The organism is Metasolibacillus sp. (assembly GCF_025291715.1).
GTDB lineage: Bacteria > Bacillota > Bacilli > Bacillales_A > Planococcaceae > Metasolibacillus > Metasolibacillus louembei.
The window spans coordinates 13327-30979 of sequence record NZ_JAMBIZ010000009.1 but is presented as its reverse complement, the minus strand read 5'-3'; the positions used below and the strand labels follow the sequence as shown (position 1 = coordinate 30979).

The 17653-nt window shown below is 36.4% G+C and carries 28 protein-coding genes; 6 read left to right on the top strand and 22 right to left on the bottom strand.

Features of this window, described 5'->3' with window-relative positions; all coding sequences use genetic code 11:
- Positions 1-3: 3 nt before the first annotated feature.
- The 5 genes from M3Z76_RS08030 to M3Z76_RS08010 all read left to right on the top strand — a co-directional run bounded on the left by M3Z76_RS08030 (position 4) and on the right by M3Z76_RS08010 (position 2196).
- Positions 4-396 (top strand): hypothetical protein, encoded by a 393-nt coding sequence (locus M3Z76_RS08030; RefSeq protein ID WP_293922289.1) that lies wholly within the window; start codon positions 4-6, stop codon positions 394-396.
- Positions 396-1199, top strand: a complete 804-nt coding sequence (locus M3Z76_RS08025) for a hypothetical protein (RefSeq protein ID WP_293922287.1) — start codon at positions 396-398, stop codon at positions 1197-1199. Before M3Z76_RS08030 ends, M3Z76_RS08025 begins: the two co-directional genes overlap by 1 nt.
- Positions 1200-1207: 8 nt before the next feature.
- The gene (locus tag M3Z76_RS08020; protein ID WP_293922286.1) at positions 1208-1690 is read left to right on the top strand and encodes a hypothetical protein; all 483 of its coding nucleotides are present in this window, start codon (positions 1208-1210) and stop codon (positions 1688-1690) included.
- The gene (locus M3Z76_RS08015) at positions 1674-1886 is read left to right on the top strand and encodes a hypothetical protein (RefSeq protein ID WP_293922284.1); all 213 of its coding nucleotides are present in this window, start codon (positions 1674-1676) and stop codon (positions 1884-1886) included. The genes M3Z76_RS08020 and M3Z76_RS08015 overlap by 17 nt, the downstream gene beginning before the upstream one ends.
- A gap of 76 nt (positions 1887-1962) precedes the next feature.
- Positions 1963-2196 (top strand): hypothetical protein, encoded by a 234-nt coding sequence (locus tag M3Z76_RS08010; RefSeq protein WP_293922282.1) that lies wholly within the window; start codon positions 1963-1965, stop codon positions 2194-2196.
- A gap of 84 nt (positions 2197-2280) precedes the next feature.
- On the opposite strand, the gene M3Z76_RS08005 is transcribed toward M3Z76_RS08010, so the two are convergent.
- The 20 genes from M3Z76_RS08005 to M3Z76_RS07910 all read right to left on the bottom strand — a co-directional run bounded on the left by M3Z76_RS08005 (position 2281) and on the right by M3Z76_RS07910 (position 15394).
- Complete coding sequence (locus M3Z76_RS08005; protein WP_293922280.1) at positions 2281-2955, bottom strand: M15 family metallopeptidase; 675 nt, start codon at positions 2953-2955, stop codon at positions 2281-2283.
- Entirely contained in the window at positions 2952-3413 is a 462-nt protein-coding gene (locus M3Z76_RS08000; protein WP_293922278.1) for a phage holin family protein, read from the bottom strand. Before M3Z76_RS08000 ends, M3Z76_RS08005 begins: the two co-directional genes overlap by 4 nt.
- A 109-nt stretch (positions 3414-3522) precedes the next feature.
- Positions 3523-3669, bottom strand: coding sequence for a hypothetical protein (locus tag M3Z76_RS07995; RefSeq protein ID WP_293922276.1), 147 nt, complete (start codon positions 3667-3669; stop codon positions 3523-3525).
- Positions 3670-3803: 134 nt separating this feature from the next.
- A complete protein-coding gene (locus tag M3Z76_RS07990; RefSeq protein WP_293922274.1) occupies positions 3804-3950 on the bottom strand; it encodes a CD1375 family protein in 147 nt (48 codons plus the stop codon).
- Positions 3951-4117: 167 nt separating this feature from the next.
- Positions 4118-4384 carry a hypothetical protein gene (locus M3Z76_RS07985; RefSeq protein ID WP_293922272.1) on the bottom strand — a complete coding sequence of 89 codons (267 nt, stop codon included), beginning with the start codon at positions 4382-4384 and terminating at the stop codon, positions 4118-4120.
- A complete protein-coding gene (locus tag M3Z76_RS07980; protein ID WP_293922271.1) occupies positions 4381-4935 on the bottom strand; it encodes a hypothetical protein in 555 nt (184 codons plus the stop codon). Before M3Z76_RS07980 ends, M3Z76_RS07985 begins: the two co-directional genes overlap by 4 nt.
- On the bottom strand, positions 4936-5481 hold the full coding sequence (locus M3Z76_RS07975; RefSeq protein ID WP_293922270.1) for a putative phage tail protein: 546 nt from the start codon (positions 5479-5481) through the stop codon (positions 4936-4938).
- A complete protein-coding gene (locus M3Z76_RS07970) occupies positions 5474-6562 on the bottom strand; it encodes a baseplate J/gp47 family protein (protein WP_293922269.1) in 1089 nt (362 codons plus the stop codon). Before M3Z76_RS07970 ends, M3Z76_RS07975 begins: the two co-directional genes overlap by 8 nt.
- The gene (locus M3Z76_RS07965) at positions 6562-6972 is read right to left on the bottom strand and encodes a DUF2634 domain-containing protein (protein WP_293922267.1); all 411 of its coding nucleotides are present in this window, start codon (positions 6970-6972) and stop codon (positions 6562-6564) included. The genes M3Z76_RS07970 and M3Z76_RS07965 overlap by 1 nt, the downstream gene beginning before the upstream one ends.
- Positions 6972-7349: a DUF2577 domain-containing protein gene (locus M3Z76_RS07960; protein WP_293922436.1), complete on the bottom strand. Its 378-nt coding sequence runs from the start codon at positions 7347-7349 to the stop codon at positions 6972-6974. Before M3Z76_RS07960 ends, M3Z76_RS07965 begins: the two co-directional genes overlap by 1 nt.
- Position 7350: 1 nt before the next feature.
- Positions 7351-8313, bottom strand: coding sequence for an XkdQ/YqbQ family protein (locus M3Z76_RS07955; RefSeq protein WP_293922266.1), 963 nt, complete (start codon positions 8311-8313; stop codon positions 7351-7353).
- Positions 8306-8983: a LysM peptidoglycan-binding domain-containing protein gene (locus M3Z76_RS07950; protein ID WP_293922265.1), complete on the bottom strand. Its 678-nt coding sequence runs from the start codon at positions 8981-8983 to the stop codon at positions 8306-8308. Before M3Z76_RS07950 ends, M3Z76_RS07955 begins: the two co-directional genes overlap by 8 nt.
- Positions 8976-11102, bottom strand: coding sequence for a tape measure protein (locus tag M3Z76_RS07945; protein ID WP_293922263.1), 2127 nt, complete (start codon positions 11100-11102; stop codon positions 8976-8978). The genes M3Z76_RS07950 and M3Z76_RS07945 overlap by 8 nt, the downstream gene beginning before the upstream one ends.
- Positions 11102-11455: a hypothetical protein gene (locus tag M3Z76_RS07940; RefSeq protein ID WP_293922260.1), complete on the bottom strand. Its 354-nt coding sequence runs from the start codon at positions 11453-11455 to the stop codon at positions 11102-11104. The genes M3Z76_RS07945 and M3Z76_RS07940 overlap by 1 nt, the downstream gene beginning before the upstream one ends.
- 48 nt (positions 11456-11503) lie before the next feature.
- A complete protein-coding gene (locus tag M3Z76_RS07935) occupies positions 11504-11707 on the bottom strand; it encodes a hypothetical protein (protein ID WP_293922259.1) in 204 nt (67 codons plus the stop codon).
- A 126-nt stretch (positions 11708-11833) separates the two neighbouring features.
- Positions 11834-13573 carry a hypothetical protein gene (locus tag M3Z76_RS07930; protein WP_293922256.1) on the bottom strand — a complete coding sequence of 580 codons (1740 nt, stop codon included), beginning with the start codon at positions 13571-13573 and terminating at the stop codon, positions 11834-11836.
- 7 nt (positions 13574-13580) lie between these two features.
- Entirely contained in the window at positions 13581-14027 is a 447-nt protein-coding gene (locus tag M3Z76_RS07925) for a Panacea domain-containing protein (protein ID WP_293922254.1), read from the bottom strand.
- Between the two features lie 109 nt (positions 14028-14136).
- A complete protein-coding gene (locus M3Z76_RS07920) occupies positions 14137-14388 on the bottom strand; it encodes a hypothetical protein (RefSeq protein WP_293922252.1) in 252 nt (83 codons plus the stop codon).
- Positions 14389-14527: 139 nt separating this feature from the next.
- Entirely contained in the window at positions 14528-15187 is a 660-nt protein-coding gene (locus M3Z76_RS07915; protein ID WP_293922250.1) for a BRO-N domain-containing protein, read from the bottom strand.
- Positions 15188-15394 carry a helix-turn-helix domain-containing protein gene (locus tag M3Z76_RS07910; RefSeq protein ID WP_293922249.1) on the bottom strand — a complete coding sequence of 69 codons (207 nt, stop codon included), beginning with the start codon at positions 15392-15394 and terminating at the stop codon, positions 15188-15190.
- A gap of 163 nt (positions 15395-15557) precedes the next feature.
- On the opposite strand from M3Z76_RS07910, the gene M3Z76_RS07905 reads away from it, so the two are divergent.
- Positions 15558-16073, top strand: coding sequence for a helix-turn-helix domain-containing protein (locus M3Z76_RS07905; protein WP_293922247.1), 516 nt, complete (start codon positions 15558-15560; stop codon positions 16071-16073).
- Between the two features lie 603 nt (positions 16074-16676).
- Here M3Z76_RS07905 and M3Z76_RS07900 read toward each other — a convergent pair.
- Positions 16677-17111: a phage tail assembly chaperone gene (locus M3Z76_RS07900; protein WP_293922246.1), complete on the bottom strand. Its 435-nt coding sequence runs from the start codon at positions 17109-17111 to the stop codon at positions 16677-16679.
- Between the two features lie 65 nt (positions 17112-17176).
- The gene (locus M3Z76_RS07895) at positions 17177-17650 is read right to left on the bottom strand and encodes a phage tail tube protein (protein ID WP_293922244.1); all 474 of its coding nucleotides are present in this window, start codon (positions 17648-17650) and stop codon (positions 17177-17179) included.
- Positions 17651-17653: the final 3 nt, after the last annotated feature.

Sequence of the window (17653 nt, the reverse complement as noted above, 5' to 3'; positions counted from 1 at the left end):
AAAATGAGAAATGTTATGACAACTGCTTGGGAAATTGCTAAAGATGGTGCTGCTAAATTCGGTGGGAAAGTAAAGGAATATTTCGGGGAGGCACTTAAAATGGCTTGGGCTATCGTTAAACAAACGGCTACTACTGTTACTATCCAACTTGCAGAAGGCTCTCGCAAACACAAAACTTGGGTTGCTGAGGTTGTTGGTTTAGATGCTAAGTATGGATTCAATCGTCAATTTGTTAATGGCTTTGAAGATGAAGAAGTACGTGGTCTATTCTTTGAACTTACGGAAGGTAAAGTTTATGACGTTAACTGCGCTCGTGATGGTCGTGAATACGCTACTGTTCGCAACGGTGAGCTTGTAGAACTATCACAAAATGAAGTAAAGGCGATGTTTGCATAATGGCACATAGCAAATTAAAGATTGGTGATAGAGTTGGCATTCTTGAAATAGTAGATTTTAGCAATGAGAATATCGGTAGAACGAAAACTTACTATTGTGTATGTCAATGTGATTGTGGAAATACCATAAAGATAAGACGTTCTAATTTCGGAAAGGCTAAATCATGTGGTTGTCTTAAAAATACTAAGGGAGCCGTCGGTGACAAAAATGGTTTATTGACGGTTATAGACCGTATACAAAAGACAGTAGAAGGGAGAAAACTTTGGTACTGTGTGTGTCAATGTGAGTGTGGGAATGTAAAAGAAATTATGGCAAATAATTTTAAAACCACTAAGTCATGCGGTTGTGCACAATATAGTACACCTACTAGATTATTCACACCATATTCTATAGGAGATAGATTTGGTAGATTAGAAATCAAAGAAATTTTATCCCATAAAAATTATTTGTGTACTTGTGATTGTGGGAACGTCGTTGTTGTCTATCACTATAATTTAAAAGATGGGTCAACTCGTTCTTGTGGTTGTTTGAAAGGTCCATCAAAATCTAAAATTGCTACTGTAGTTAGTGATTTAGCAATAGGTACTATTCATGACTTCCTTTTTGTGTCCGAAGCCGCTGAACTATGGAATGTATCAAGTATTTCTATCCGAGACCGAATAAAACAAATGAAATTAAGGGGTTCTATTGACTTTTATACAGAAAAAGGATGGATACGCCAACACATCGGTTCGGGCAATTGGTTATTGTCCAAAAATATAATGGTCGAGTGGTACGGCGAACAACTGAGGAAGGAGGTATGAAGTAAGAAATGACAAGAAAAAATGTTGATTTAACTGGACAGAAATTTGGTAGATTGACAGCAAAGTACCCTACTGACCAACGGAAACAAGGTAAAATAGTTTGGTATTGTGAATGTGAATGTGGTGGTCATGCATATGTGTCTACTTCTTATTTAACAAATGGTGATACACGTTCCTGCGGCTGTTTAAAAGTCGAGCAAGACATATCTAACATTAGAGAAGGTTATGAAAAAGAACGTGTGGACAATGTTGTTATGTCACTATTTAAAGGTCAAGAACCACGCAAAGATAGTGGCACAGGCTTTCGGGGCGTTAGCAAGTATTACACTCGCAAAAGCAAAGAGTTACGTTATCGTGCTTGGATAACCGTTGCAGGTAAACGTTATTATAAATCGGGTTTTTTAACACCGGAGGACGCCTATTTTAAAGGGCGTTTAGAGTTAGAAAAGAAATATTTACCGAAGGAGAATGAAAATGAAACTGAAAAATAAAGTAGAAGCAGTTATAAAGGCTGCGCAAGATGCAAAAAGCGGGGAAGGAGAACATACCGCATATCGCATCGTTAAGGAATGCGACGGATTTGTACAAGGCACAATTCAGCGATACGTCAATGGTTCTAGCGACATCGGTCGTATGGGTTTAGATGTCGCCGAAAAACTCGGTGAATATTATGATAAATATTTTTAAAAAACTTGTATATTTCACTTGAATTATAATTCAGTTGTGTTATAATTAGATTAATAAAACAAAGGAGGTCATTCACATGACAACAGTAAATTTTGAAGGTAAAGAAATTACATTAACACAGGAGGCATACATCTCTGGTACACACGAGGCTCCTTACTATGAAGCAACAGGTGTTGATGTAGAAGGAAACGAAGTAACTGTTAAATGGGAAATAAAAGCTCACTGGCTTAACGAAGATGGCTCTTTAAATGGGGAGCTAGAAGATGAATCAGAGGCTTGCGATTGGGACAATCCTTCCGAAATTTGCTAATAATCAAAGACCTAAGCAAGTCAGGAAACTGCTTATAACATTCAAAAGACACCCCGCCCTCCACAACGGAAAGGCGGGGTAATTTTATTTTGCAGCACGGCGTTGGTCAATTGTAATGTACAAGCCTAATAATCGATCTGTTGTCATTTGTTTGTTTTGCAGGTCTTTTAAATGAGACTCTTGTATAATACCATCCTTGACTGCCTGCGCTAAAAAAGCCTCTGCTGCCGTTTGCATTGCAGGGCTTGCTGGATTCCATGTATTCATTGTTATTTCCTCCTTGTCTTTGACAATTAATTGTACTTGCATCTTGCTGTTACTCGGTACTCTTACCTCACCTTCAAGCTTGTAACCTTTTGGCATAGTCCAATTTGCGTGTACCTCAAAATGTGGACGATCTGTTTTGCCTGCAGCTACCCAAGAGGGTTGACCGCCCCACGTGATATTTAGTTTACGAGCGATGGCCCCTACTTTATTTAATACATTAACATCGTATAGAGAATTTGGTGGGCCGACGGCAATATCCCACGCAAGGCGCGATTTGTGATTGCTGTTAAGCGTCCATGTAACAATTGCACCTGGTCTTGTACGTCCCTGTGCATACAAGTAATTTTGGCGCTCTTGACTGCGATAAGTCTCGGTAATAAAAATATTGCGAATGCCTGTCTTATAACATTCTTGGAACAGCAATCTACATGCAATTTGCGCAGCTGGCAATAGCTCGGATAAATCTCGGCATGTTGTCGTTACATCTGTCATTTACCTTCACCATCTTTCAGTTTTTTATCGACACCTTTCCCTGCAAGCTCCTGCGCAATTTCGCTCACTAGATGATCTTTTTCGTGTTTCGTTGCTTCAATAACCTTTAATTTTTCCGCTAAATTTTGTGGAACAAGCACTCCTAATTGCGCCATATTTTCAGTAATGCTCAAAGCCTCATTAGCTACATAAAAAAGCACTGTTGCAAACGTTAGTGTGCCACCTAACGACAATACCTGGTCGATAATGTTTGCTGTGATGATTACAATTAATACAAGCAACTTACGAGCATACCCAAACAAGCTTTTGCGGCTCCACAAGTTACCATTTTTCCAAGCTTTAAATAACCCTGTGACGATATCCAAAGTCATTAAAAGCAATAATAAATCAATAAATTTTACCCCTCCAAATAAATATAAATGTGCCACGTCTAGATATTCCAAATTAATTCCCTCCATAAGCTTCACGCTCCTATTTTTAATATAAAAAGCCCCCCACAATAAATGTGGAAGGCTGATAACTATTTGATATTAACTTTTTATTGATTTACTACACATTTTGGGACTGTTAATAAATTTCTGGTTCATCATAATAATGGAATCCATCTTCTAATGGTTTGTCGCATTCAGAACATGTATCCCAATATCCAAATTCTGTTTCTGCAGAGTAAATACCTTTAATATTTTCACATTTGCAATATTCTATATTTATCATTTTGATATACCACCTTTTTATTTTCAGTATATCATTGAGTAATTGAAATAAAATCAATAAATGTCACTGAATTCGAAATATTGGTACATTTTTAAAGATTATTCTAATATTTGTTCATACTAAAAGAATAACGATTAAGCAACTTCCGTTTCGCCAGTAAGAGCTTCTGCAACCGCTTCACGTAAATTATATAAATTTGGTACTTCCTCGTAAGTCATCTTATTTGAAACGATTAATAATACATAACCTTTTACCAATTGACTGTCTTTTTTGAAATTCATTTTCAACAACTCCTTAATTATCATTAATATTAGTTTGATTATTGATAACATCTTGTACCACTTCTTTCAAGTTGAATAAATTTGGTACTTCTTCAATCGTCATTTTGTTATTGTTTATCAGTAATACATAATCTTTTACTAATTGACTATCCTTCGTGAAATTCAAACTATGCACCACCCATCATCATTATCAATTGTACTAACTCAGCGTTTGCTTGAGCTTGTTCTAATCTTAATTTTTCAATGTCAGAAAGCGGCTGCGGGATTGGTGTTGGATCATGTGCATCGATAATAGATTGTACTAATGTCATATCTGTATTATCCGCAAAAGTAAAATCACCATAATCCCCATAATTAAAAACGGGGTATGGATAAATGCCATTATTATTTAACTCTGTATGCAATACACCAACATTTACTCCGTTTATCCTCATGATAAATCCGCCACCTTCATAATTATGACATTACTAATACTTAATATGTCTAAAGCGCCACCGCTAGACTGCTGAACTGTCAGCTCTAATAAGGTATTGGCTGTTATTGCGCCCCTATACAACGCTTGCATACGAGTAGGTGTTGCACCAGTAACGGGATTTTGAGTAATGGCAAATCCAAAACTATGAGGCTGTATATACCGATAACCATTTTCATTAGAAGCAAAATGTACGTTTAATATAATTTCGTAAATACCACTTTTTGTAATTTTAAGCTTGTTACTCGCACTATCCCACTCCAAAAAATCAGCTCCGTTATTATGGATTACTGATGATAGCGTTAAATAAGTTTCACTGTTGTTTACACTACTTTGATTCGCAGGCAACTTTGCGGTTGCAAACATCTTAGTATTGTCCAAGTGCGTAGTAAGTGCATCCTCGGTTGACTTCATTTGCGCATCAATTATTTCGAAGTTTTCATTCAATTTTTCAACATCTGCAAAATCCTCATAATCAGGTAAATTCATATTATAGTTTGGTGTATTTTCCAACTATAGCACCTCCTCTTTCACATCTCTCCAAGTCTTAGATAGTAGCTCGCCCCATGTTTTCAACTTAATCTTACTCCACTGATTAAATCTCAATTCGACAGTTAATATCATGTTTTGCGGTACCATACGCTCTAGTGTGTCCTCAACAACTTCAAACTGGCGCTTAACAGTTAACTCAATTTTGACTGTGAGCCATTTTTCCTCTACATTGCGCTCCATTGTATAATTTCCAGTGCCTAGTAGGCTATCTAAAATCAGCTTTAATGTTCGGTAGGTGTATGGGGCCTGCTCTTGGTAGCGTGCTAATACACGAAAAATACGAGTTTCTAGGGTGTCCGAATCTGACACTTGAAGCCCTAGCATTTTTTCATAGCGACCTATACCATTTTCGTCTGCTGTAATAATAAATTGATTATTAAGTGTCGCATCAATCATACGCCACAGCTTTTCTAAAATTGGATTTTCTACGCCAGCAATTGCTTTCAGTTCTTTGATTTCAAGCAAAATAGGTGGTAAATAACCTAAGATATCTACTTCCCTAGCCACTCACAGCACCTCGTTTCGGTATTTCTTCGCTGCCTAATTCGATGTTTGTCGTATTTCCGTTCAGTGTCGTATCTGCAATATCTAAAATGCCATCAACACCTAACAAGCGTGTCTCAATTTGGCTAATACGGATAACGACGCCTTGTTCGTCCTCTTCTTTAGAAACAGCCTGCGCCCACTGTTCGGACAGCTCGGTGAAGTAATCATCAATTACAACTTGTACACTTTCCTCAACATCGGACCATGTCCAGCCTGTTTGATAGGTGATATTAAGGCCGATATTAATAATCGCTTCTTCCACGCCGAATACCGTAACGATGTGGTCAATCGGGGCAGTTCCTACGCCCTCACCTTCCATGCCAATTGGGTCAACTGCTTCTTGTACCTGGTCAATTAAGGTTTGTGATGGCTTTTGATACTGTGCGTCAATTATGACTAATTTAACAGTGCCGCCACCATTCCAAGCACGATAGACACGTACGCCACCAACACCAGGTAAAGCCCCAACCTTTTCCTTATAATCAGCACGATTCCCGCCAAATGCAACAGACTGAAAGCTATTAAAATAGCGAGTTCGAAACGCTTCTGTTTCTTCTTCATCCTCTCCTGGTACTAACACATCTGTTAGCGTAGCCGTTTCAAGTCCTGCTACAAAATCGATGGGAATTAGCTGTCCTGAAAAGATATTACCGACATTGCCTGCCGTTTCACATTGTAAAATGAACTCTCCAAATGCGATACGCTCTATAACTGTGTAATTTAGCTCATCTAAGCTATAACGACTACCGATTGGTACATCAATGTTAAATTCACCTTTTCTTAATGCAAATGTAGCTTCACGTGGATGTAAACCGCGTTCTGCAGCACGGCGAATTAACTGCTCACGTGGTGCTGTATCAGCAAATATCATATTTTCATAGTTTCGCAGTGTAACAAGCATCTGTACCGTTTCAATGCTATTGGCTGCTGTCGCATTAAATATCATTGATGTACCCTCACGCTTATCTAGCGAGTTATCAATGCCAGCCATTTTTTGCGCCATTAAATCTTCATAGGTCGTATCTAAATTCAGTTCTGCCATTAATACTCCACCTCTCTTTCTCCTGTGACATCGCCGTAAATGGTACGCGCTGTGTATTGTATATGAACCTTATTTTTGTGAGCTGAGACAATAAATGAATCAACTTCATTAATACGGTCATCTTGTAGCAATGCTTCACGTATGCGCCGCTTGACCTCGCTTGCTACGTAATAGGTGGGTTTCCCGAATAAGTCGTTAAACTGCACGCCAAAATTCCAACTGTAGATAATATGGTCGTAGCGCTCAACTGAGAGCATTAAAAAAATCGCTTGTTTCATGGCTTCTAGTTCATCGACATAGCCAACACAGCGATTTTTATCATATAGTAATTTGTAGTTTTTTGATGGTTCAATAGCTTCCTCGAAATCCAGCTCCAAACCGTCATTTTCATATATAGTATTCGGCAGCATCAAACCACCTCTTTATCAATAATAATGTATTGTTGACCGCCATGTGCGCGTATCATGGTCACTTTATCACCAACAATTAAACCATTGTGGATAAGAAACTTTTTACGACCTTTATATTCGTGGTTATGCGATGCAAAGGCTGCTTCGCCACTACCACCTGCTCTATTTTCGGTTAAATGGTCGACTGTCATTTCTACTTCATAGTCCATTACAGCGCGTGTCAATTTTAAATGTTCACGCTCTAAAATTAATTTTTGGTCGACTTGCACCTTTAATGGAGCGACACTTACAACCGTACCGTAAACAATATTAGCTGGCTTTTGAGCGTTGACTGCATCTAACACTACTCGCCTTAATACTTTCACGATATCCGACATATCACGCAACGAAATCACCCCCGATTAAGCTTAAGTCCATACGATGGTCGCTTTCAGAAAATGTATGCTTCACTTTTTCAACCATCATAAAATTGGCTACCGTTAAATCTCCTAAATACATTTGCACACCTAACGTTGAGCCACCACGCACCCTCGTATCACCAAACACTTTATTAATGTGCAGTTTGCGTGATTTTCGATTATAAAGCGCTAATAGAGCATTTGCCTTAACTTGCCCATTCTCGCCTTCTTCTAGGCTTTCTGTGAGCTGTATAATGCCCCACTGATTCATGTTTTCGCCGTGTTGAGCATAGTAATTTTCGCGCTTACCCGTTTTCTTGTCTTCACGGTATACACGTATCTTATTGTACGTGTTATCAGCGATGGAGGTTGTGTATTCAAACGTTTCGCCGCTCTCCTCATCGATTAAAATATCAAGCTTGAGCATTTTAACATCGCGTAAATTGAGCTTGCCGTAATCATCGTATAAGACATATATAGAGCCTGTGTTTTTAGTTGTAATACTTAATGCATTATCTAATACAGTGAACAACTCCGACGTATCCTCGACACGGGTAGCAATGACATGTTTTGTATCTGCCACGATACCTAATTCTAGCCGAAAGTCCTTCGCCAGCATTTGTAGCACTTGCGCTGCTGTTTTACCCTTGTATGTGACTACATCTTTGTTTTTTAAATACCACAACTGGTCAAACGCTGTAACAGATATAATCCGATTATTCGAGCGCTTTTTCGTGAAGACAAAGCCGTTAAAAATGGGCTTTCCATCATAAACAAATCGCACTTGATCTCCTTCATAGAAGCCCAAAATATCATCTTTAATCACATTGAAATTAAGCTGTCCTGGTGCACCTTTTCGCTGTGTTTCCCACGTAATACCTTCTTCCACCGCGCACTCAAACACTCGTCCCCGTGACGTAATTAACAACTGACATTTAGTCAAGCTTTATCACCTGCCCTACTTTGATAATGTTGGGATTACTTATATTGTTGATTTTGGCAAGCTGCGTGTATTTCGAGCCATCACCTAAATATTTTTTGGCAATGGACCAAAGCGTATCGCCCTGCTTTACTGTGTGCGTTTTAGGTGTCTGTTTGCCTGTTGTTGGTCGTTGTTGCTCAACTTTTGCTGCCGATTTTTTGTTTGCTCCAGAAGCATTTGCACTTGAAGCTTTATTAAGCACAAGCTTTTTCGTGCCATATGGGCGCCACTGCTTAAGATTGATTGTGACACTCACGTCAAAGCCATTTTCCGCATCTTCTTCAATCGTATAATCTTCCAACGATACCCTCATATTCGTGTCAAATAATAATGAGCCATCTGGCATCGCACGATTAACAATGAAAGAAAAATCTTTTTGCGAGACTTTTAACTTTTCTAGCTTTTCAAGGTAGTGTGTTGCAGGCTGGAAACCGTTCGGATAAACAGCAAACGGATATTGCACGTTTGGAAGTAATACCTCAAACTCAATATCCGTTAAACCCGGCTTCTTTAAAATGTTCACTTCACCCTCATTCATAAGGGTGATTGTTTCATTCTTATTATTTATGACCGTTGACATGGACGAAGGAGCCACGGGTAGCTGCACATCGTCGATAAAAAAGTTATACATCGTATACAGCCCCCTCCGCTAGTTTCTCGGCAACCTCTTCAACTTTTTCACCGAAACGATCAACGATACCGTCGATGTCTAGCTCGCTATTAATGTGATTTTCGCTACGGTTGTCGATGTGAATTTCGGCTGTTGTATAGCGGTTTATAGCCTCACGCTCGGCTAAGTCACGCAAATATTTCAGCTCGTCATTTAAAAATTTAACTCCATCTGCCATCTTGCCTGTGTTTTTAGCTGTTTTCTTTGCTGCGTCGTTGCCTTCCTTCACTTTGTCACCCAGCGCTAAGGCGTCATTGATGGCGTCTTCAACAGGACTTCCATTCTCTTTTTCCTTTTCAGGATTAAAGAGATTTTTACCCCACTCGTATGATGATTTTGCGACTGCGGCTAAATCGACAGGATCCATTTTAGGTGCTTCCCAATAATCTGCGGGAGGTTCTTCCACCCATTCACCTAATTTATCTTTAAGGTTCAACATATCTCCAACGACAGATTTGCGCTCTTCAAAAAATCCGCCTTTACCAAGACCAATTTCTGCTGCAATATTATCAGGCAATAGGTCGATAAACCAATTCCATGCCTCAATTGCTAAATTGACAGCTTTTATAATCGCATTGACAAAACTCGTAGCAAAACCATCCCATCCACTTGCCATTGCAATTGCTTGATCCAATACATTACTTGCGAGATTGTAAAATAATTTTTTCACACTATACATCGGGTGTTGCCAAACATTTACGAAAAATTCAACAAATGCAGCAATCGTATTCCACATGTAGGCGATGCTGTTATAGACATATGCCCCTAACAACATAAATGCAGCAGCTATCAACCCTGTGGCACTTACTGATTCGCCCGTTAGTTTATTAAATGCTGCTACTGCAAGGTATAACAGTGCAATGAATATAATAATAGCCACTATTATCCAAAATATTGGATTAGCCATCATAGCTGCATTCCAAAGCCATTGAACTACAGTTATAGCTACAATAGCCCCTCTCGCTAATGTTAAATAGGTAATAAGAGTACCAATTATACCAATAACCGCAAAAACAATAGGACCTATTAAAGACCAGTTATCATAAATGAAAGCACCTACATTAATAATTTGATCAAATACCCAACTGGCAACAGCTCCCACGACTTTTAATACTTGTACAGCGTTCGCTCGGAACTCTTTAAATCGATCACCATTAAATATTGCATTTATTCTATTGAGGACGCTCTGAAAAGCCCATAAAGCTTCGTTTTTAAAACTAATCCAAATTTGTGACCAAGTCATAGGCAGGCTGTCAAACATGGTGTTAATATCCTCTGCCGCAGCAAACATTGCATTTTTAACAACATCTGCTGTAATTTGCCCATCGCTTGCCATTTTCTTCAACTGTACTCTACTGATACCTAAATATTTTTCGATGTTTTCGACGATGCCAGGAGCAGCTTCTAATACTGCATTTAATTCTTCCCCTCGTAGTACCCCAGAACCCATTGCTTGATTTAGCTGTAATGTAGCTGACGCAATACCCTCTGCATTGGTGTTCGCATTCGCGAATGATTTATTCAAAAGTTCTGTAAAAGCTACAATTTCATTCGAACTACTAAATGCATGACCTGCATTGGTTGCTAGTTTAGCAACCGTATCCGCTGCTTGCATATATGGTGTAAATGTCCTTTGTGCACTATCAAAAATAGTCTGTTGTAATTCTTGTGTTGTCTGCATACCGTCATTGATTGATGCAATACGTGCATTTGTACCAGTGAAATTATCAGACAAGGTCACAAGTTCCCCAATACCACGTAAGGAAAGATACATCCCTATCAAAGCTCCAATTTTACCTATCAGTCCATCTACTTCATTAGTACCGTCTCGTATTTTATTGTTAAATTGCCTTTGCGCATTATCGGCATCACGAATTTCATTTTCGATTTGACTTAGTGAAACACTCATTCTCACTAGTTCTCGCTGTGCTTGCTCTAGTGAACTTGTGTCAATTAAATTGCCTGACACTTTATTCATCTGTCTCATAAAGTCAAGAGAAGCTATCATAGCACTATTCATTGCGCCCATTGGTTGAGAAAAATTGTCTACAAGTTGAATAGCTGTGCGTATTGTTGCCATTATCCCACTTCCTCTCTGGGAATTTTATGAATTGCTAGCTGTTCCTCTAAACTTTTTTTTATCTTCAGCAACAACTTCTCGGCTGTTTTCTTTAATATTCCACTCAAAAGGTATTGTTGTGATTCTAATATTTTAATTAGGTCTTCAGTGCGTTCTAACTCCTCTCTAGTTGCCTCATAATAGGTTTCGTAATCTTTATAAGCAAAATCATAAGCCTGTTGACTTTTAGCGTTTTTTAAGTTAATTTCATGTTGTATTAAATAACTAGCATGTTCTTTAAAGCCCTTCTCTAAAATATCTGATGTCTTTCGTAATTGATTGACCGCCTTAATCTTATCGATTTTTTTATTCATTATGATCGCTCCTCTTTCCATAATAAAAAGCACCCATCATAATGAGTGCTACTCTTGGATTCGATATGTGCCATCTGCATGTTTAAAATATTTGGTTTTACAAAAAGGACATTTTACCCTATCTGTAACCATTTTCATCTTTCTTCCACATGTCATACATTCGGTTGACTTTGTTCGCGCTACTTTTATAAACGCATAAGGTATCATTAAAACAAAAGCAACTATAAATAACACAAATATTATTGTTAACATAAAACCCCTCCTCACCATAAATATACATGGATAACAAAGGAATTTCTACGCCTATTTTCATAATTCTACATATACACCACCCCTTTCAATGAAAAAACACTCCTAAATCAGGAGTGTTTCCTTTTGTTATTTAAAAACCATTCTTAATTGATCTTTGAAATCTTCTATATTCTTATCTTGTATAGCAATCAAATTATACTCTTTATTTCTCTTCGATAATTTTTCTATTAAATAATCTATTTCATCCGCATCAAGAATATTATCAGTCAAAATTCCGTATTTTTTAAGAACCAATTGAAGGTTAAACAGCAATAACGTCTTTTTAAAACAATACTCTAAAGAAAAATTATTAATATGAATGTTAGATGTAATTAAATCAAATTTAATTTTCTCACTAATTATTTCCTCATGAACTTTTTTTAACTGTTCTTTTAATAAATCTATTGAAGCATTTGCTGTCACTACTTTAATAAGATAACCTGCTGCACGATAATTTTCAATCTCATTAGCTTTCACAACAGCGTATAAGCACCCTCTAATAATATTTTCGGATAAAATATTTTTACTCCCAGAGATAACTGGATTCTTCGCAACATCTTCCTTTTTATCGCTAAGTATAACTTTTACCTTCTTTTCTTTAAAATAATCTGGAATAGATAACATCATTGAAAATATAATTGGAAGCTCTTCAACTTTAAATCTTTCAATTAGATCAAATATCAAGGAAATAAACAAATCTTCTAGATATTTTTGTCTACTAAACCCAACTTTAAAGTGACTACGAATTGCGCCATTATTCACTAATGAATGATGGTAAAGAAATTTCAACTCAATACTAGCCATTTGTTTATAAATTTCCTCGTTATTGGTTTTTTGTAATGTTATAATTTCGCTACATAATTCTTTAAAATATATCTCAATTAACGTATTGTAATTTGTATGATAAAACAATAAGTGTTGAATTTGTTTTTCGTGAAGGTCTGGTATCACTTTAAAAGCGTTGGTTACCAATTTTAGATGTATATCTTTTAAGTCTGAATGTTTAGCAGATTCCATCATTAAAATACTATTACTTTTCATAATGAAAAGAAATAAATCTACCAGCCTTTTTTCACTAACCCATTTGTTGGAATGAAAAATCATAGTATAAATTAATGATAATCCCCCATTCCATTCTTCAATATAACGATTTAAAATTTTATCATTTTTTGTATTCATTAAAAAAACTAAGTTTTGCACATACATTTCTACAAATGCTGTCAACTTGTCCGCTATTTTGTCGGTCAAGAAAAGAATCGCATTTTTGTTGTTTATATTTTGGGTTTTTTTAAATAAACCGTATTTCTGAATGCTTTTTAAATTTTTATCTAAGGTAAATTTAATCCAAAATGAGTATAAAAAGTCATGTAGTATAAATAAAAAAACTAAAAAGACAATAATAAATAAAATTTTACTGATTAGTATATAATATTCTGTAAGCTTAAAGTCTTTTTCAATATTAGCGATAAATATGGTAATTACCATTAATATTGAACCTGTTATTCCGATTGCCATAAAATAAAAATTCTTTTGTTGAAAAGCTGATGCAGACGCTAATTTAGTTTTTAAATTACTACCGAAAATGGATAAACTTACGATAGAAGTTAAAAAAAAGAAACCAATTCGGTAGACAAACTCTGTGTAGGTTTTCCAGTTTTTATAAGTTGTCATATCAGTGATAAAAAATACAAATAAAAAATATAATAAAAAGGGGGTCATTACTCCCAAAAAGATAATGTTCCCCCAATTAAATTTCTTTATTTTTTGTACAGCTAAAATCAATACTTGATGTAAGTTGTTTTTAACATAATTATTTTTTTGAGGCATATAGGCGTTATTCCCCTTGAACAAAGTATTCGCGTATCTTTTCATCATCTATATCATTATTCAAATATTCTTGATAACTGGATTTCCACGGTTCTTCCTCGTGAGTAGAATTAACTAAGGAATATGCATGAAACGATTTTAGTTGTTCCCAAATTGCCTTTACAGTTTCCGCTTCATTTTGTAACAATTTAAAATCTCCGATGTCATTAGGTATATCATTTTGCCCATACTTGCTAAACTGTCGGTAAACATCAGGGATAACAGGTCCATATCTCCAAGCTTCGAATTGAGCGTCTGTCATTAATTGCTCTCCATCCCACTTATAATGGCCCCCTTGGCAGTAATAAAGCAATTTTTGTAATTTTAAATTACTTAGGGAGTAGTATTCACCGTTTTTTTCATCTTCATCTCTCAAATACACTAAATAATTAACTACATCTTTCACTTTAGCCATTGCTCATCCCCCCTTCAACTATATTCTATAGTATTCAACTTATTTTGGGAAGTATGTGGATTTGATAAAAAACGAACAAATTTAATTTAAGGCGAAATAAAAAACACCCTCAAACGAGAGTGTTCAATAATTGTCTTTTTTCAACTTGGTCTACTAACAGTTGGCGCATTTTCATTAAGTCTGAATCATTGCTCTTAGCAAGAAATCCACGCTCCATTAAATCCAATAAATTAAAATCGCTCATTTCTTCTAACCCTTCGCACCACCAATTAACAAGTTTAGCGCTGTTCGGTGGCTTAATTCCCATCATTTTTGAAAAATCTGCGAATAGCTTAACTATTTTACGATTACCATTTTCCATCAATATCCTCCTAGTGCGAGGATATCCACTTCTCATTCTACCCGTTTTGGGGTATAATACTATTGCTAATAGTTCAGTGGATATCACTCGAATTAATATCATGTTTTAAGCGCCAACTTAAAGCATGATTTTTTTGTTATTAATGCACATATTTTTTATACACTTCCTCGCTGACAGATAAATCAAGATTAAACTTGTCCTTCACTATCATTAAATCCACAGCATCAGCTAAAATCGGCTCACGCTCTATTAGCATCGAAGGCGTCATTTGATCCTTTTTTAAAGATTTTGGATGCCCATAACGTGTCGATACAGCCTTATTAGCTATCGTATTCGCTTTAATAAAGTTAACCCTCGTTGGATTTTGCAATGACTGACTAAGCCTTGCCATCGTTTCTTTCTGGTGTTCCTTGTCCAACATGCGGAATATTTGGAACCCTTCTAATCCACTATCCTGCCGAAGTTGTTTCAGCATTTGTTTTACCCATTTTTTAAATTCTTTTGCTTCTGAGCGCGGACTATTCCAAACGGCCTCATAAATTCCTGATTCGGTTAAAAGAAGCATCTTTGATACCTTTGAGAAATCTTTGAAATTTTCAAGGAAAGCAACAGCACGCTTTTCTTGTTTTGTCAAGTGTAATCCACTTTTTTCTTCTTCATCTTTAACATATCTAAGCATATCAGATGTATTAATGTAGTTCAGAGCTGTTGCTATATCACGAGCGATCGCATACCATTCTTCTTTATGCCAAATGAAACGAATTTTACAATCCATCCAATACTCTGTTTTAACATTCATCTATACTGCCTCCTTTGTAATTTCAAATAATTCACCAACATCACAATTTAAATAAACGCACAAAGCTTCAAGCGTTTGGAACTGAATACCCTTTGCCCTTTTGTAAAACAAAGAGTTTAAGGTTGTCCTCGATATCCCAGTTGCCCTAGATACATCAGTGATAGAGAGTTCTTTTTTCGCTAAAATTACACGAAAATTATTATGCATATTTTTACCCCCTTTCGTTTAGAGTAGGATACTATAGTCCAACATATTGAACATATAATAATTAAAATATACATTACGCATTATTGTTGGTCAAGTTATTTTTTATAAAATCATTGAAATTTGTTCAGACTATACTACAATATACTTTAAGAGGTGATAAAAAATGATAAAATGTAACTTAGCTGTATTACTCGCTGAACGTAATCTAAAAATTAGTGAAGTCGCAAAACGTACTGGTATTTCAAGAACAACTCTTACAGCATTATCTCAAAATCAAAGTAAAGGTATCCAATTTGACACTTTCGACAACTTGTGTAATTACTTAAAAGTGAAGCCGAACGATCTTTTTATCCAAGAAGTTTTCGAATATGATTTTGTTGTTGCATCTTTCTTGCAAAGAACTATGGATATAAAAATTGAGTTACTTGTAGAGATTGAATACAAATCTATGAGATATAAAGAGTTAATTGATTGTACAGTCGATATTTATAAAAACGACGAAGATATTGAATCAATTGCAATAGCTACAATTTATAGTGATGTTATTTTTGAAATCTTACGCTCAATTCCTATTACTTTTAAAACATCATTTGAACAAGAAATTATCGAGTGTATAAAAAGTGAAATAGTTATTAGATTCCAACTTGAAAATGAAGAACTTGACGCACGACTTTGGTAAAATTAAATAACTATTCAATATTAGTTCTATCTCTATTAATTTAGTTCTTGCCCCATTATATGCACTTCGATTCGACATTATTCGACAAATTCGATATTTTATTAAATTCTATTATTTTTGGGTGTCATTCTATGACGCCCTTTTATTATTTCATACCTAGAAATTTCAAAAGTGACATCTTTTTAGCAGTCATGTCAAGTGTTTTTTTAATTTTTTTTTTTAAACCTCAATGCTTTGTTATTATAGGTACAAAAAAGCACCACAAAACAACCGATAACCGGTGTCTTGTGGTGCTTCCACGTTTGTAAATAATTAAATGTAATTACTTACTACAGTACAACACCTTCTTGCATCTTGCAACTATTAATTTCACTTCAACTCCGTCAAATTGACGGTTGTAAAAACTTACCTAACGTTTCCGCCCCTTCTTACCCGCGCGCTTAGCCTCCTTCTCTTGCTTTTTATCTTCCTCGATTTTCACTTGCAACGAAGCGATAATACAAGCCTTATCCACCTGAGACAAAGCCATATACTCGGACGGCAGGCGTCGCATTTTATGCACCCACCAGTGCATAACGTTTGCGTCACCGTCGCCGTCCTCAATTAGTTTTTTACTTCTTCTACGAGTTCGTCTAGCTCAATTTCAAAGCCATTTACTTCTTGCGCTACTTTTGCTGCATCTGTTATTTCGCCAATTGTGAGCATTTTACCTAGCAATTCATCAGCGCCGAATACACCGTATGAATCCTGCAAATCTTTGTCGTGTAAGTTTGGATATACAATTGATTCAACCGTCAATAAGCGTTGGTACTTGAAATGGTCAAAATCGGTGTTATATTGCCCCTTACGCTTACCTTGTGTGATTAGTGAGCGCTTAGTTGATTCGGATTTAAGCTCAGCGTCACGCTCTGGTGAGATTGGCGCAAACTCCCATTCAACAGCATTTCCGTTTTCGTCAACGAAACTTTTTGAAATCGCTCGCTTAATATTGTCCTGTTTCTTTTTGTTATGCGCGAAAAACGCTTGTAAGTTACTCATATGTTATGTCTCCTTTATTTTTAAGTTTAATGTAAGTATAAAAAAGAGCCTGCCGCAGCAAGCTCTTATTGCATTTCTGATAACATCGTAAATTCCTCTGGCAATTCGAATGATTCGAAAGTAAAATCGAATGAATCTTCTAAGTAATCAGCGTCCGCATCTAATGCCGCAACAATTCCACCATCCAGATTACAATCTTTTAAAATAACCGTTTGACGCCCAACTTGAGATGAACCATCTTCGTTTGTGATTTGAATATCAAAATACGTATCCCGTCCAGTGTCCTGGTAATTTTTTAGCATCTTTCTGAAAATTGAAGTGTTGAAGTGGAAAGTTGCGCTCCCTGAATACTCAATACCTGTTGCTTTATTCCCTTTTGCCACCTTCCCCATGATAGGGATTTGCGTTTTAGTTTTTTCAGCATTTGCTTCAATGTTAATTAATTGCGCAAATTTATAACGATTACCATCAATCGTAATCCACGCAATTCCCTGTGCGCCATGTATCGCATCACGAGCATGCATTGTTGTTTCTGGCATATT